The following is a 15,362-nucleotide window of genomic DNA, read 5'->3' on the forward strand; positions in this document are numbered from 1 at the left end:
TTTATGTACTTTTATAGAATAATTTATTTTCAAATTTTTAAGTTTTCTTTTATAATTTTCTTTAAAATATTTAGTTTAGTTATTATTTTTAGTTTAATATACTCAAATTTTTTTATTTTTTTCTTAATTTTGCAATATAAAATCCGTCCAGATATTTATTTTTATACGAAATATAAACTCCCCCAAATTCATCTTTTGTAATTTCAATATTTTCAGGAATCTCTATTTCCAAAATTTCCAAATCCTCAAATTTTTCCAGGAAATACTGAATATTATTTGTATTTTCATTTTTAGAAAATGTGCAAGTGCTATAAACTATTTCCCCGCCATTTTTTAAGCATTTATATGCACTTTCAAATATCTTTTTCTGAAGTTTTTTCAAACTTTTTATATCATTTGCAGTCAGATTATATATTTTTTCAGGCTTTTTCCGAAGGACTCCAAGCCCGCTGCAGGGCATATCTAAGAGTATTTTATCAAACATCGTATCTAAATTCTCAATTTGTGTGGCATCATTCAATTTTACTTCAAAATTGCTGTATCCATATTTATTTTTAAGTTCATTCAATATCTTTACTTTATGCTCGTAAATATCAGTAGAAATTAGCTTTTTCGGATTAAATAACTGTAAAATCGCAAGGGATTTTCCGCCAGGGGCAGCGCAGGCATCAAGCACAATATCTTCATCCTTTACATTCAAATTTTTCACAGCTAGATAAGACGAAGCATCTTGAATCACAACATCCCCATTCTTATAAATCTCCGTATCAAAAATATTTGCATTTGATAAATAATAAATTTCACCGACGGAAAATAAGACATCTGTCTTAATATTTTTCAGCAATTCCTCAAATTTTTCCCTCGTAATTTTATTTTTATCAAATCTAACTGACAAATAACTTCTTTTTTTATAAGATTTTAGCATTTCCAAATAAGCATCAGGATAATCAATTTTCATCTTATTCACAAACCATTGCGGATACGATAAAACAATACTTTCCCTATTATCTTTTGGAATTTTCTTCTCAAATTTTTCTTTATTTTTCAAAATCGTCTGCAAAGCCGCATTCACAAATCCAGTTTGGTGTGCATTCAAAATTTTTGCAATTTCTCCAGCCTCAAAAATCACTCCAGCATTATCCGATTCCATAAAAAATAATTGTGCAACCGAAATTCTCAAAAGTTGCCTTATTTTCCGCTTTTTCACATTTCTAACACTTTTTCCAATCAGATAATCGATATAAATCAAATTTTTTATCACGACATTTATCACATTTGTAATAAACATTTTTTCTTTTTTTGTATAATTATTTTTAGAAAAATAGTAATTTAACTGAATATTGCTGTATTTCCCATTCTGAATTTCATCCAGTAAATTCACCATATCTAATTTTATATTATTTTTCTTTATCAATTTTTTCCTCTCTAATTTTATAAATAATTTATTTTATAAGATTTATGTTATTTTATTAAAATAACTCTATTTCCATTCCCATTTTTCTATTTCCACATTTACATTCTTATCCGCAAATACGCTTATTCCATCTGCACCTTTTTCAGGGAATATTCTTGATGAAAATACTTCCTGTCCGCCATTGATAAATATTTCCACAGAAGAATTATCTACAAACACAGTAAGTTCCAGTTCTGAAATATCTCCTAAATAAACTTTTCTTAATCTTTTATCAGACTGTTCACCTTTTGTCCTGTCTAACACAAATTTTTTATCATTGTAATCAAATTTTAAAACTGTTTCACTATTTTTTCCAGTTCTCAATTTTAATCCGCAATCAGAATTAATATTTGTAAATTTAGCTTTTAATTCATAAGTAGTTCCTGTTCCAACTTTCACTTCCCCAGTCACTTTTCCACTAAACTCAATTTTTTCTCCACGGATACTTTCCATTTCCTTTATTGGCACTTGATAAAGTTTTCCATTTATCACTTTAAGTTCTCTTGGCAATGTTAGGCAGTGAAGCCATTCATTTTTTACAGTTGGAAAGTCTTCTTCTTCTGGAACTCCCATCCAGCCTATAAAAAGCCTTCTTCCTTTGTCATCTTCCATTGACTGCGGTGCATAAAAGTCGTGTCCTCTGTCGATTTCCACAAAGTTTGAAAAAATTTCAAATTCAGGTTTTTCATAATCTAATTTTCCAAATAAATATCCTGTCTGATATTTGTTATTATATAAATCTCCTTCTGGCTCTAGCCCTTGCGGTGAAAATATCAACAAATCTCTAATTTCTCCAGTTTTTTCGTCTTTTAGCTGAAAATAGTCAGGACATTCCCACATAAATCCAAAGTCTTTAATTTTTCCATGATTTGCCCCAGCAATTTCACCTTCAAACTTCCAGTCTTTTATATTTTCTGAACTGTATAATACTGCTTTTCCTTCCAAATTTTCACTTTGAATACCAATTACCGCATAAAATTTTCCATCTTTTTTCCAGATTTTTGGATCTCTTATGTGCCGAGTATATCCATCTGGCTGATTTACAATGCTTGGCTCCCATCTCTCAAAATTTTCTCCGTCGCTGGAAACTGCTAGGCATTGGTAAGATTCTCTGTTTCCATCAGCATCTTTCACATTTCCTGTATAAAATAAATAAAGTTTTTTATCATCCGCAATCGCACTTCCAGAATAAACTCCATCCTTGGAATACCAGGTATCAGGCCGCAAAGCCGTTTTTAGCCTTTCCCAATGTAGCAAGTCATCACTTACGCTATGAGCCCAAGTCTTGTTTTTATGATTAGTTCCCAACGGATTCCATTGATAAAACATATGGTATTTACCTTTAAACTGAGAAAATCCATTCGGATCGTTAATAAGTCCCACAATTCCCTGAATATGATATTTTTGCCGCCAAAAGTCTTTTTCTACAATCTCTTTTTTTTCTAAAATTGATTTTTTCTCATTTTCTTTAACTTTTGTAAAATCCATATTTTAAGCCACCTTTCATATCATTAAATTTTAATTATTGATTCTTATTTATATTCCATTATTTTTATTTTTTCACTATATATCCGAACTTTTTTAATAATAAACTGATAGAAATTAAATAAATTTAAAGTTTAAGTAAAATAGTTATAACTTTTTAAGTTCGACTTTAAACCAATTTTACTATATTTTACCATATTTTATTATTTTTTCCAAATTTTTACAGCCCTATTTATAAATTATTATGACTTTTCAGGTGATTTTAAGAGTAAAAAAACAATTTTTGCTTTAGATTTGCACTTTATTTGAATTTATAGTATAATATTACATTACGAAAAAATTTTTATAGTATCGAGGTGAATTAAGTATGGCTAAAATTAACATGGATATGATACAGACTATTGGGCTGGCAGTCATTTTACTGTTAATTGGGATGAAACTTAGGAAAAAAATTAAATTTTTTGAAAAATACTGCATTCCGGCACCTGTAATTGGCGGTTTTTTATTTTCAATGTTTGTTTTTATTTTAAGACAGGCAAATATAGCTGAAATAAAGTTTACTGACACATTGCAAAAATTCTTTATGATTATGTTTTTTACAAGTGTAGGATTTAATGCAAGTCTTAAAATATTGAAAAAAGGCGGGAAAAAAGTTGTTGTTTTCCTGTTTGTTGCATCAGGATTGTGTGTTTTACAAAATGTTGTTGCAGTTGGACTTTCAAAATTTGTAGGAATTCCGCCACTGTTGGCGTTAATGACAGGATCTACTCCAATGACTGGAGGGCATGGAACATCAGCGGCTGTGGCTCCAACGATTGAAGCTCTTGGTTCTGCATATAAAGGGGCAAATGCTATTGCCATTGCTTCTGCAACTTTTGGGCTTATTGCAGGATCTGCTATGGGAGGGCCTATTGCAAGCAGGCTTATTAAAAAACATAAATTATTGCCAGAGCATTTTGTAAAAGACGGAATACAGCATGGAGATGAAGATATTGACGAGGAAGTGTTAAAAAGACAAAAGCCTTATCTTGACGGCGAACGTTTTTCAATGGCATTTTTCTATATTTTGATTGCAATGGGGATTGGCTCATATTTATCAATGTTTATTGACTATCTTATGAGCTTTACAAATTTTGAGGCACATTTTCCAATTTATATTGGGCCAATGATTGTTGCGGCAATTATTAGAAATTTGTCTGACAATGTGAAGGCAATGAATGCTCCAACTAAGGAAATAAGCATTCTTGAAGATGTGGCACTTAGCTTATTTTTGGCAATGGCACTAATGACATTGAGATTATGGGAATTAATTGACTTGGCACTTCCTGTAATTATTTTGCTGATTGCACAAATTATTTTAGTTTATCTGTACTTAAATTTTGTAACATTTAAGGCAATGGGATCAGATTATGATGCGGCAGTAATGGTTTCAGGACATTGTGGATTCGCACTGGGAGCGACTCCAAACGGAATTTCAAACATGAAAGCAGTCACAGAAAAATACATTTACTCAAAAATGGCATTCTTTGTAATTCCAATTGTCGGTTCACTATTTATCGACTTTGCCAACATCAGTATCATTACAATATTTACACAGTTTTTTAAATAAAGGATTAAAACTTTTATTAAGTAGTAAAAATAAGAGAAAAAGAAGAAAAGCCTGAATTAAAGTTCTTCTTCTTTTTTTATTTTATTATTATAAACCAAGTACATTTTTCATTGTATATAATCCTGCTTTTTTCCCGAAAAGAAACTCCACAGCCTTAACTGCACCATCTGAAAACATTTTTCTTGACAATGCTTCATGTTTTATTTCGATTATTTCATCATTTTTTGCATAAATTACGGTATGTTCTCCCACAATATTTCCACCACGTATAGCGTGAACTCCTATTTCCTTTTCAGCACGTTTACTATGCCCTTTTCTTCCGTAAACTGTTCTATAATCTTTCCCATTATCATCCAGATTTTCTTTTACAATTTCAAGTAGAGTATTTGCTGTACCGCTTGGTGCATCAATTTTTCTGTTGTGATGTTTTTCAATTATTTCAATATCAAAATCCTTTAATAATTTTGTTGCAAAAGCTACGATTTCATTCACGATATTTACTCCAACTGAAGTATTTGTCGCCTTAATTATTGGTATTTGCTTTGCCGCTTCCTCAATTTTTGTGAGCTGCTCTTCTGAATGCCCTGTTGTGGCAATTAGAACTGGAACTTTTTTATTAATTCCCGCTTCCAGCACATCTTCCAAAAGGCTAAAGTGTGAAAAGTCTATAATCGCATCAAAATCTACATTATTTTCCTTCAAGTTTTTAAAATCTCCATTTCCAAGCGGGTCAACAAATCCAACAAATTCATTTCCAGAATTTATTACAGATTCCTTCACATATTGTGCCATAACTCCAGCACCATAAACTACTATTTTCATTTAATAATCTCCTTATAATTTCAAATTTAACTTTATGGTATTATTATAAAAGACCGAGAATATCGGCCTTTTTATTGTTTTATCAAAATTACTATTTACTGTTATTTAATATTTTATTTTGAACGAATTACTTCCATACGATATCCATCTGGATCTGTCACAAAATAATAGTGTCCTGGTTTTCCAGGTAAGCCCTTAATATCAGTTGTTTCATATCCAAGTGCCTTATGTTTTTTGTTGTCGCCTTCCAAATCATCCGAAGCAATTGCAAGATGTGAAAAACCATCACCAATCGTATATGGTCCGTGACCGTAATTGTAAGTCAATTCAATTTCAAAATGTTCACCTGGAAGAGCCAAATAAACGATAGTAAACTTATGCTCTGGATAATCCATACGTCGATCTTCTTTAAATCCAAATGCCTTTTCATAAAATTCAATAGACGCTTCCAAATTTTCTACACGTAAACAAGCGTGCAACATATTTAAAATAGCCATTTTATCCCTTCCTTTTCATTTTTATTCATTTTAAAAACATTTTAACTGCTTCTTGAACCACCCATATCCAGTCTAAGATTTGGAAGTTTTCCTTTTATCACTTTTCTTTCAATTAATGATTCTGAAGCTCCGACTTTTGTCAATCTTTCTATAACTTCAATTATAAATTCGTTGTTTTCATCTACATCAAGATCAGCAGGCACTCCTAAAAGTTCTCTTCCTTCTGGCGTTGAAACAGGCGAATTTATATATTTTATAAGCTGATTTGTGTTTGGATCGTATTTCACTGTTCCCCATAATAAGTCAAAATTATCTGAAACTCTGTCATTTGGTGTTATAGTATCTACTGAATGTGCTACTTCTGAGAAGTTTCCATATTGATCTTCGTATCCGATAAATACTTCATAATCTTGGTTTACATCAATATCAGTAATATAATGTGAACCTATTCTTTCGTGTCTTATAATTTTTCTGTATTCATGTCCATGCTTGAAAAGCTTTATAACTATATTGTCAACAACTCCATTATTTGACGCTAGTCTTTCATACGTATCGTCACGAATTTCCCAATACATAAACAATGTTGTAGGATTTTTTGGCATTAGCACAATTTCATCGACAAAATATGCTGCTGGCAATGGAGCCTTATCGAAGTAAATATCCTCATGGTTTGAATGTCCATCATATTCAACACCTTTTGCATATTTTGAACGGTTAATTTCAGTTTCTGTGTATCTACGTTTTATTTGATCTGGTGAAATTTTTTCATAGTCAAAATTCAAAGATTTAAACATTCTTTTATATTTTTTTCCAAAATTTCCAACTAATTTTCTATTTATGAAATTTCTATAAAATGTTCTGCTTCTTTTTATTAAAAAGTATTTTACTAAAATTCTTTCAATAATTTCTTTTTCAATAACTTCAAATGAAATTATTTCCTCTATTTTTTTAAAGGTTTTTCTTCTATTTCCAGTTAATTTTTCATTCACGTAATTTCTATAATGTGTTCTTTTTCTATTTTTTCTTACTTGCTCCATTCCCATTCCACCTTTACATTAATTATTTATTTAATTTCTATTTACAATAATTATAACACATTTTTTAAAATTTTAAAAATTTATTTTTTGCTTAAATTGCTTTGAATTCGTTTTTTTGTTCCCAAAATATCCCGATCTTCTCTTATTTTCTGTTTTTTTGCCTTTTCAATGGCAACTTCCCTTGCCATCCGTTCTGCTTCCGCTTTTGTAGCTTCAACGATATTTACTCCCAAAATAACGACTTTATCCTGTCGAACTTCAAGGAATCCACCTTCCAGATAATATGTAACCTCCTGATTATCTTTTTCACGGACAAGCATCTCTCCTGCACCGATTGGCGTAATGTAGTTAATATGCTTGGCAAGTATCCCAATATCTCCACCTTCTGTCCGCAATTTCACAAATTCGACGGGCTTTTCAAAAACAAGCCTTTCAGGAGTTACTGCTTCCAAAATAAACTCTGTTGCCATAAATCCTCCTTTCTGCTTAGAATATGCCAGATTATGCAACAAGTACATTTTTAAATTTGTTAAATTATTTATTGGAAAATAGGGGAATCTATCCCCAGATCCAATAAACTTTTTTATAATTGTTTCTTATAATTATTCACTCATTAATTCTCTGGCTTTTGCCACTGCCTCGTCAATTGTTCCGACATATAGGAATGCCTGTTCAGGCAAATCATCATGAAGCCCGTCTAAAATTTCCTTGAATCCACGTATTGTTTCCCTTAAAGGTACATATTTTCCTTTCATTCCAGTAAACTGTTCCGCTACTGAGAAAGGCTGTGAAAAGAATCTTTGGATTTTTCTTGCACGGTTTACTGTCAATTTATCATTTTCATCCAGTTCATCCATTCCCAGAATTGCGATAATATCTTGTAATTCCTTGTATCTTTGCAATACTTTCTGAGTTTCCCTTGCAATTTTATAATGTTCATGTCCAACAATTTCTGGTTCTAATATTCTTGAAGTCGAATCAAGCGGATCCACCGCTGGATAAATTCCAAGTGATGCAATTTGTCTTGACAATACTGTTGTTGCATCCAAATGGGCAAATGTCGTTGCCGGCGCCGGATCTGTCAAGTCATCTGCTGGCACATATACAGCCTGTACCGATGTAATTGAACCTGTACTTGTCGAAGTTATTCTTTCCTGTAAGGCTCCCATTTCAGTTGCCAAGTTTGGCTGGTATCCTACGGCTGATGGCATTCTTCCAAGAAGTGCCGACACTTCTGATCCCGCCTGAGTAAATCTGAATATATTGTCAATAAATAAAAGTACGTTCTGCCCTTCCTTATCTCTAAAATATTCTGCCATTGTAAGCGCTGTAAGTCCGACTCTTAGTCTTGCTCCAGGTGGCTCATTCATTTGTCCATACACTAACGCTGTCTTGTCAATAACGCCACTTTCTGTCATTTCATTGTATAAATCACGCCCTTCACGTGTACGTTCTCCAACTCCTGCAAATACAGAAAGTCCTCCATGCCCTTTGGCAATATTGTTAATTAATTCCTGAATTAATACTGTTTTTCCGACTCCTGCTCCTCCAAACAGTCCGATTTTTCCACCTTTTAGATATGGAGCAAGTAAATCTACCACTTTTATTCCTGTTTCCAGTATTTCAGAATCTGTTCCCTGCTGTTCAAATGACGGCGCATCCTTATGGATAGATTCCCTTAATACATCTGCATCTAATTTTTCGCCATCATCAACCGCTTCTCCAAGCACATTGAAGATTCTTCCCAATGTGGCTCTTCCAACGGGAACTTGAATCGGGTTGCCAGTATCTACAACATCCAGTCCACGTCTTAGCCCTTCAGTTCCAGACATTGCAACTGCTCTTACAACGTTGTTTCCATTGTGGGCGTGAACTTCAGCTACTAATTTTTCTCCGTTTTCCTTATATACTTCAAGCGCATTATAAATATCAGGCAATTGCTTTTCAAATTTTACATCTATAACTGGCCCAATAACTTGCACTAATTTACCTTTACTCATCGGTTACCTTTAACCTCCTTCTTAGTTTATGCTCGATTCTTTAGTTTGAAAATAAGTTACTGTACTCCTAAAGAACCACTTATAATTTCTGTTAATTCCTGTGTTATTTTTCCTTGTCTTTCACGATTGTACTGTACTTCCAAGTTTCTTATCATTTCAGCAGCATTGTCGTTAGCCTGTTTCATTGCTGACATTCTAGCTGAATGTTCACTTGCCGAATTTTCCAGTAGCGACTGATACAATTTTATATTCAGAACTTGCGGTACAAACGAATTTAACACTTCTTCCTCTGACGGATCAAATACGTATTCCTTTGTTGGCAATCCTTCTTTTTTTTCTATCGGAAGCAATTTTTCAACTTGAATGTTATATTCAATTGCTGATACAAATTTTGAATAAATCATATAAACTTCATCATAAAAATCGTTTAAATAAAACTGTACAACATCCTCGCTGATTTTTTTTCCAGTTTCAAACATTGTTTCAGGAATCATTTGAGTATATTCACTGTCAACGTTAACGTCCCGATTTTTACAATATTCCTTCGCTTTTCTTCCAATTGTTACGACTGAAACGTCCTTTCCTTCCTTTGCAAATTGCTTTCTCATGCTTTCGAGCCTTCTAAAAGTATTTGAGTTAAAACTTCCGCATAGCCCACGATCTGATGTCATTACAATAATACCGATTTTTTTGACTTCCAGTTTTCCATCAAAAATGACAAACTTATTTCCTTTAAGACTTGCAACCAGATTGTCAAAAGCCTCATCTACTGCATGAGCATAGTTTCTGGATTTTAAAGTCAGAACTTGAAATCTTTTAAATTTTGTGGAAGAAACAATATTCATTGCATTTGTTATTTGACTTGTGTTTTTTACACTGTCAATACGTTCTTTTATTTCTTTCATATTTGCTGCCATATTATTTCACCTGCTTTACCACACATATTCTTTTTTAAAGTCTGTTATAAATTTATCAAGTTTACTTTTTAGCTCGTCATCCAATACTTTTTTCTCCAAAATTTCATTTAAAATTTCTGAATCATTTTTAAGCGCTTCAATTAAGTCTTTTTCAAATGCTCTAACTTTTTCAGTTGGAACGTCGTCAAAATATCCATTTGTAACACAGTAAAATGAAATTACCTGTTCCTGAACCTTGAATGGGCTATACTGCGGCTGCTTTAACACTTCCATGATTTTAGATCCACGGTTAAGCTGATCCCTTGTAGCCTTGTCCAGATCCGATCCAAACTGTGTAAATGCCAGCAATTCATTGTATTGGGCAAGTTCCAGTTTCACTTTTGAAGCAACCTGTTTCATTGCCTTGATTTGTGCTGCTCCTCCAACCCGTGATACAGAAACTCCCGCATTTATTGCTGGTCTGAATCCTGAATTAAACAAATCTGTTTCCAGAAATATTTGTCCATCTGTTATTGAAATAACATTTGTTGGAATATATGCCGAAATATCTCCTGCACGTGTTTCTACGATTGGAAGTGCCGTAATTGAGCCTCCACCCAGTTTATCACTTAATTTTGCCGCTCTTTCAAGCAGTCTTGAGTGAAGATAGAAGACATCTCCTGGATATGCCTCCCTTCCTGGTGGACGTTTTAGCAATAATGACATTTCACGATAAGCTACCGCATGTTTTGACAGATCATCATAAACTATCAGTACATCTTTTCCTTCATCCATAAAATATTCACCCATGGCAACTCCAGAATATGGTGCCAAATATTGAAGTGGTGCTGATTCTGAAGCAGTAGCCGCAACGATGATTGTGTATTCCAATGCACCTGCCTCTTCCAGTTTTTTATAAATTTGTGCAACTGTCGATCTTTTTTGCCCAATTGCCACATAAATACATAAAACGTCGTTATTTTTTTGATTTATAATTGAATCAATGGCGATTGCCGTCTTACCAGTCTGTCTATCTCCAATGATTAATTCCCTTTGCCCTTTTCCAATAGGGAACATTCCATCTATTGCCTTTATTCCTGTCTGCATAGGCTGTGTAACAGGTTTTCTTGCGATAATTCCTGAAGCCTGTCGTTCAATTGGCATATGTTTGTCAGCTGTTATAGAGCCTTTTCCGTCAATAGGAGTTCCAAGTGCGTCAACTACTCTTCCAAGCAGCTCATTTCCAGCTGGAACTTCAGCTACTTTTCCCAATCCTTTTACTATGGTTCCTTCTTTTATTCCTTGTGTTTTTCCAAAAATTACTGCTCCAATGTTACTTTCTTCCAAGTTTAGTGCCATTCCGATAGTTCCGTTTTCAAACTCTAAAAGCTCTCCTGCCATAGCGTTACTTAATCCGTAGATTCTGGCAATTCCATCTCCTACTTCCAAAACCGTCCCAGTATTGGAAATATCCAGTGAACTTTTGTAATTTTCGATTTCGCTTCGGATTATTTTACTTATTTCTTCTGGCTTGATTCTCAAAGAAAAGCACCTCCGTTTCTAAAAATTTTTCTTTATTTCTTCAATTTGATTTTTTATTGAACCGTTAATAACTTCATTTCCAATTTTTAAAATTCCTCCGCCGATTATTTCCTTATCAACCTTAAGATTTAAAACGATTTTTTTACCGTATTTATTTTCAAGTTTTTTTATTAACTGTTCTCTTTGCGTTTCTGATAGCTCCTTTGCAAATATAGCAGTTATTGGAAGTTTATTGTTTTCTTCGTAGTAAAGCTTTAAAAAATATTCTTTTATATCACTGATTAACGACAGGCGCTGTTTTTTCACAATATATTTCACTATTCCAAGCGCTTCCTTTGTCACGTGATCAAATGATTTTTCTAAAAATTTTTCCTTTTCTGGAAATTTTTTCAAAGGATCTTCCAAAATTTTTCTGAATTCTTCCTCCTCCTCATAATTTTCCATAAGAATATTCAATACTTCCCGAACTTCATTTATACTGTTAGAAGATTTTGCTATATTGTAAATTGCCGCTGCATATCTTTTTGCAATTTCATCATTAGCCATTTTAATCTCCTATCTCATTAATAAACTTATTTATAGTCTTATCCTGCTTTTCATCAATATTTTCCCTGATAATTTTTTCTGCAAGTTCAACTGCCATTTCTCCAACTTCCTTTTGAAGTTCAAATTTAGCGTTTTGACGCATTTTTTCAATATCAGCTTCAGCTTTCATCATCATTCTTTCACGATTGCTCATAGCTTGTGATATAATCTGATCTTTTCTGTCATCTGCCTGTCTTTCAGCTTTTATCAGAATGTCATTAGCACGTCTTTTGGATTCTTTTTTTAGTTTTTCTATTGTTTTTTTCTGTTCTTCCAGCTTTTCCTTTTCGTTTTCAACAATTTCCATTTCAGACAAAGCTAATTTTTTCCTGTCCTCAAGCACTTTTCCGATTTTTTTTGCAAAAGCCCGTGAAAAAAAATAGACTAATACTATAAAGTTTATTATTTGAATAGCCATCGTGAAATCGATGTTTACTAATCTTGCTCCTTCATTCATTTTTTCTCCTTAATTTACATTATTAATCCTATTTTTGTTTCTTTTTAATTTTTTTAAATAACTTTCATATCAAAATTATTTTATCCAAACTTCTGAATTGTTTTATTTATTTACAATTCTAAAGGGTTCGAATAGTATGCCTAATTTTTGCTATCCTTTTAAGAAAATCAATAAGAAAGCTATTACCAACGCATAAATTGCTGATGATTCTGTAATCGCAAGTCCAGTAATTAATGTCTGCATGATGTCCTGCTTAGCTTCAGGCTGTCTTGAAACCGCTTCTACTGCATATCCAGTCGCAATCCCTTGTCCTAATCCTGCTCCAATTCCCCCTACTGCTGCAATTCCTGCTCCTAATAAAGCTGCTGCTTGAACTATTCCTTCCATTCTTTAATCCTCCTAGTTTTTATTAAATTTATTTTTTTATTTTTACTTTGATTGTTTTAAAAATTATGTTTTTTATAATTCTGTTATTTATGCAAAATTTATTAGTTTATTGACTTTGAACATATAAAAGAACTACAAATTTATTTTTATTCCTCTTCACCTAACGCTTCACCAATATAGACTGATGATAGTATTGTAAATACGAATGCCTGCACTATTCCAATGAATAAATCCAGATAAAGCTGTATAATCATTGGCCATCCGACTGAAAATGAGAAACTTCCCTTCAGCATATTATTTGTCATTGACTGTAACAGTCCACGCCCAACAAGGCTATACAGCAACCCGACAATTACAAGTCCTGCGAGCATATTCCCAAATAGCCGCATTGAAGTGTTCAGCACTTTTGAAAAAATATCCACGACGTTTAACGGAAACATAAACCACATTGGTTCAAACAATGATTTTATGTATCCTTTTAAACCATGCTGCTTTATAGAAACTGCCAAGAAGACGACAATCACCACGAGTGATAGCCCAATTGTTGTATTTGGATCCGCTGTTGGCGTTCTAAAAAACGGTTTTACCGTTCTAATGCCATTTTCCTTGACTGCCATCATAATGAACGGGAATAGGAAAGTGCTTAAATTTGAAAACATTATAAATGCAAACAATGCCGCAAAAAATGGTATATAAGTTTTTTTATGTTTTCCAAAAGTAGTCAAAAAGGTGTTTTCAATAAAATGATAGTATTCTTCCATAACAATCTGCATTTTTCCAGGTTTTTCAACACTTATATTTTTTGTCCCGGCTCTTACAATAAGTATGATTATAAGCATAATTGCCCACGTATCAAGGACTGTTTGGCTCAGTGAAAATTTAAAGTTCCCCAGAATAAAATTAAAATAGTGCGGCGCTTCTACGACAGAACTCGGTGACTCGAATTTTACTGGTAAAAATGTTGAAATAATCGATAAAATCACATTCACAACAACCATCATAAGAAATAGAAATCCTAAAAATTTCCAAATTTTATTTTTCATTGTTTCCCTCCTTTCTCCCAACTTTGAGTAAAGATTTAATATTCTTTGTTACATATGCTTATTATACTCCAATTAAATTCATTTTGCAAATTTTATTAGTATTTAAAGAAACCCTTTATTTAAAACTTTTCTAACTATTTTATACAAAAAATAGCAAAATATTTATATCATTTTTCATATATTTTAATTTTTTTACAAAAAAATCAGTGCTATCCAAGTCATAATAACTTTAACAACACTGATTTTTTCTTTTTTGAACTCTTTAAAATCCTAAATTTTTTTAAATTTAAAACTAAAAATTGCCATTACTTGGAATAAGGCCCTTGTGCCAGACTGTTTGTCGCATTTTTAGGGTTTGTCAGTAATGATTTGTAGCTAAAGAAGATGCTTCCTTTTACTTCCGGGTAATTTCTGTTGAAATTTACCTGATTTATTAGTTCTTTTGCATTTTGCCAATCATTAACCTTGTATGCGGCTTGTCCGATGTATAAGTCTGTCTGTGTTTGCCCTGCATATTTGCTCCACCATTTTACAAGCGTATTGTATTCAGCGGATTTATGTCCTTGATTCCAGTAAATTTGCGGCGCTACATAATCTATCCAGCCTTTATTCATCCATAACAGAATGTCTGCGTACAAGTCATCATAGTTTTGAACTCCTGCTTTTGTTGCAGAACCTCTCGACGGATCAGTGGAGGCATTTCGCCATACTCCGAATGGACTTATTCCAAATTCTACGTTTTTATTTTCTTTTTTTATAGAGTTATGCAATTTTTCAACTAACTTATTTACATTGTCTCTTCTCCAGTCACCAACTGATGAAAATTTGCTTCCATATTTTTGGTACTGTGCAGAATCTGGATATTCCTGATTTTTAACTTTGTACGGATAAAAATAATCATCCATATGGACACCGTCAACGTCATAATTTTTCACAACTTCAACAATGCTGTTTACAACATAATCGTTTACTTCGGGAATTCCTGGATTTAAGTACAACTGTCCACCATAAGCCACTGTCCATTCAGGTTTTTTACGTCCAATATTGTCTTTTGACAATTTGGCTCTTGAACTTGATGTGGAAAGTCTGTATGGGTTAAACCATGCGTGAAATTCGATTCCTCTTTTGTGTGCTTCCTCTACCATGAACTTTAATGGATCGTATCCTGGACTTACTCCTTGCGTTCCAGTTAAGTATTCAGACCATGGTGAGTATTTAGATGGATAAAAGGCATCTGCTGTTGGCTTGATTTGTACAAATACTGCATTCATATTCCATTTTTTCACATTGTCAAGAATTGTCAAAAATTCTCTTTTTTGCTGATCTGCACTAAGCCCTTTCTTAGATGGCCAGTCAATGTTGCTTACACTCGCTACCCAGACTCCTCTTAATTCCCTGTTCTTTGTTACTTTCTGATTATTAACTTTTGATGCATTGTGATTGTTTCCCATTATAATGTTGGAAGCATTTAATGACGCCGCTGTTAAAACTGTAATTGCTAATAATGATATTTTCTTTATAATTGATTTCACCAATATCTCCTTTCTGA

General features: G+C 32.8%; 15 protein-coding genes. 1 reads left to right on the plus strand and 14 read right to left on the minus strand.

All coding sequences use genetic code 11. The features are described 5' to 3' along the window. Positions 1 to 112 precede the first annotated feature (112 nt). Positions 113 to 1,414 (minus strand): 16S rRNA (cytosine(967)-C(5))-methyltransferase RsmB, encoded by a 1,302-nt coding sequence (gene rsmB / locus HW275_RS09550; RefSeq protein ID WP_178936299.1) that lies wholly within the window; start codon positions 1,412 to 1,414, stop codon positions 113 to 115. A gap of 66 nt (positions 1,415 to 1,480) precedes the next feature. Further along, positions 1,481 to 2,941: a sucrose-6-phosphate hydrolase gene (locus HW275_RS09555; protein WP_178936300.1), complete on the minus strand. Its 1,461-nt coding sequence runs from the start codon at positions 2,939 to 2,941 to the stop codon at positions 1,481 to 1,483. 364 nt (positions 2,942 to 3,305) lie between these two features. Between HW275_RS09555 and gltS the strand changes: the two genes are divergently transcribed. Further along, on the plus strand, positions 3,306 to 4,547 hold the full coding sequence (gltS, locus tag HW275_RS09560; protein WP_178936301.1) for a sodium/glutamate symporter: 1,242 nt from the start codon (positions 3,306 to 3,308) through the stop codon (positions 4,545 to 4,547). Between the two features lie 87 nt (positions 4,548 to 4,634). On the opposite strand, the gene dapB is transcribed toward gltS, so the two are convergent. From dapB to HW275_RS09620, 12 genes are all read right to left on the minus strand, one after another. Then, a complete protein-coding gene (gene dapB, locus HW275_RS09565) occupies positions 4,635 to 5,369 on the minus strand; it encodes a 4-hydroxy-tetrahydrodipicolinate reductase (protein ID WP_178936302.1) in 735 nt (244 codons plus the stop codon). Between the two features lie 113 nt (positions 5,370 to 5,482). Further along, positions 5,483 to 5,866 (minus strand): VOC family protein, encoded by a 384-nt coding sequence (locus HW275_RS09570; protein WP_178936303.1) that lies wholly within the window; start codon positions 5,864 to 5,866, stop codon positions 5,483 to 5,485. Positions 5,867 to 5,907: 41 nt separating this feature from the next. Next, positions 5,908 to 6,903, minus strand: coding sequence for a DUF4912 domain-containing protein (locus HW275_RS09575; RefSeq protein WP_178936304.1), 996 nt, complete (start codon positions 6,901 to 6,903; stop codon positions 5,908 to 5,910). A gap of 80 nt (positions 6,904 to 6,983) precedes the next feature. Beyond that, positions 6,984 to 7,373, minus strand: coding sequence for an ATP synthase F1 subunit epsilon (atpC, locus tag HW275_RS09580; protein WP_178936305.1), 390 nt, complete (start codon positions 7,371 to 7,373; stop codon positions 6,984 to 6,986). Positions 7,374 to 7,505: 132 nt separating this feature from the next. Continuing rightward, positions 7,506 to 8,903, minus strand: coding sequence for a F0F1 ATP synthase subunit beta (atpD, locus tag HW275_RS09585; RefSeq protein WP_178936306.1), 1,398 nt, complete (start codon positions 8,901 to 8,903; stop codon positions 7,506 to 7,508). A gap of 56 nt (positions 8,904 to 8,959) precedes the next feature. After that, the gene (gene atpG, locus HW275_RS09590; RefSeq protein WP_178936307.1) at positions 8,960 to 9,820 is read right to left on the minus strand and encodes an ATP synthase F1 subunit gamma; all 861 of its coding nucleotides are present in this window, start codon (positions 9,818 to 9,820) and stop codon (positions 8,960 to 8,962) included. Between the two features lie 15 nt (positions 9,821 to 9,835). Beyond that, positions 9,836 to 11,341, minus strand: coding sequence for a F0F1 ATP synthase subunit alpha (gene atpA, locus HW275_RS09595; RefSeq protein WP_178936308.1), 1,506 nt, complete (start codon positions 11,339 to 11,341; stop codon positions 9,836 to 9,838). A gap of 18 nt (positions 11,342 to 11,359) precedes the next feature. Further along, positions 11,360 to 11,887, minus strand: a complete 528-nt coding sequence (atpH, locus tag HW275_RS09600; RefSeq protein ID WP_178936309.1) for an ATP synthase F1 subunit delta — start codon at positions 11,885 to 11,887, stop codon at positions 11,360 to 11,362. Position 11,888: 1 nt separating this feature from the next. After that, positions 11,889 to 12,383, minus strand: coding sequence for a F0F1 ATP synthase subunit B (gene atpF / locus HW275_RS09605; protein WP_178936310.1), 495 nt, complete (start codon positions 12,381 to 12,383; stop codon positions 11,889 to 11,891). Positions 12,384 to 12,533: 150 nt separating this feature from the next. Continuing rightward, positions 12,534 to 12,770, minus strand: coding sequence for an ATP synthase F0 subunit C (gene atpE, locus HW275_RS09610; protein ID WP_006803454.1), 237 nt, complete (start codon positions 12,768 to 12,770; stop codon positions 12,534 to 12,536). Between the two features lie 146 nt (positions 12,771 to 12,916). Further along, a complete protein-coding gene (gene atpB / locus HW275_RS09615) occupies positions 12,917 to 13,813 on the minus strand; it encodes a F0F1 ATP synthase subunit A (RefSeq protein WP_178936311.1) in 897 nt (298 codons plus the stop codon). A gap of 305 nt (positions 13,814 to 14,118) precedes the next feature. Beyond that, positions 14,119 to 15,345 (minus strand): family 10 glycosylhydrolase, encoded by a 1,227-nt coding sequence (locus HW275_RS09620; RefSeq protein WP_178936312.1) that lies wholly within the window; start codon positions 15,343 to 15,345, stop codon positions 14,119 to 14,121. Between the last annotated feature and the right edge of the window lie 17 nt (positions 15,346 to 15,362).

Source organism: Leptotrichia sp. oral taxon 223 (assembly GCF_013394795.1).
Classification (GTDB): Bacteria; Fusobacteriota; Fusobacteriia; order Fusobacteriales; family Leptotrichiaceae; genus Leptotrichia.

Excerpts from the sequence above, each read along its gene's own strand:
- atpD (WP_178936306.1), bottom strand. The coding sequence starts at position 8,903 with ATGAGTAAAGGTAAATTAGTGCAAGTTATTGGGCCAGTTATAGATGTA.
- atpB (WP_178936311.1), bottom strand. The coding sequence starts at position 13,813 with ATGAAAAATAAAATTTGGAAATTTTTAGGATTTCTATTTCTTATGATG.
- atpF (WP_178936310.1), bottom strand. The coding sequence starts at position 12,383 with ATGAATGAAGGAGCAAGATTAGTAAACATCGATTTCACGATGGCTATT.
- HW275_RS09575 (WP_178936304.1), bottom strand. The coding sequence starts at position 6,903 with ATGGAGCAAGTAAGAAAAAATAGAAAAAGAACACATTATAGAAATTAC.
- atpG (WP_178936307.1), bottom strand. The coding sequence starts at position 9,820 with ATGGCAGCAAATATGAAAGAAATAAAAGAACGTATTGACAGTGTAAAA.
- dapB (WP_178936302.1), bottom strand. The coding sequence starts at position 5,369 with ATGAAAATAGTAGTTTATGGTGCTGGAGTTATGGCACAATATGTGAAG.
- HW275_RS09555 (WP_178936300.1), bottom strand. The coding sequence starts at position 2,941 with ATGGATTTTACAAAAGTTAAAGAAAATGAGAAAAAATCAATTTTAGAA.
- atpC (WP_178936305.1), bottom strand. The coding sequence starts at position 7,373 with ATGGCAACAGAGTTTATTTTGGAAGCAGTAACTCCTGAAAGGCTTGTT.
- gltS (WP_178936301.1), top strand. The coding sequence starts at position 3,306 with ATGGCTAAAATTAACATGGATATGATACAGACTATTGGGCTGGCAGTC.
- HW275_RS09570 (WP_178936303.1), bottom strand. The coding sequence starts at position 5,866 with ATGGCTATTTTAAATATGTTGCACGCTTGTTTACGTGTAGAAAATTTG.
- atpH (WP_178936309.1), bottom strand. The coding sequence starts at position 11,887 with ATGGCTAATGATGAAATTGCAAAAAGATATGCAGCGGCAATTTACAAT.
- atpE (WP_006803454.1), bottom strand. The coding sequence starts at position 12,770 with ATGGAAGGAATAGTTCAAGCAGCAGCTTTATTAGGAGCAGGAATTGCA.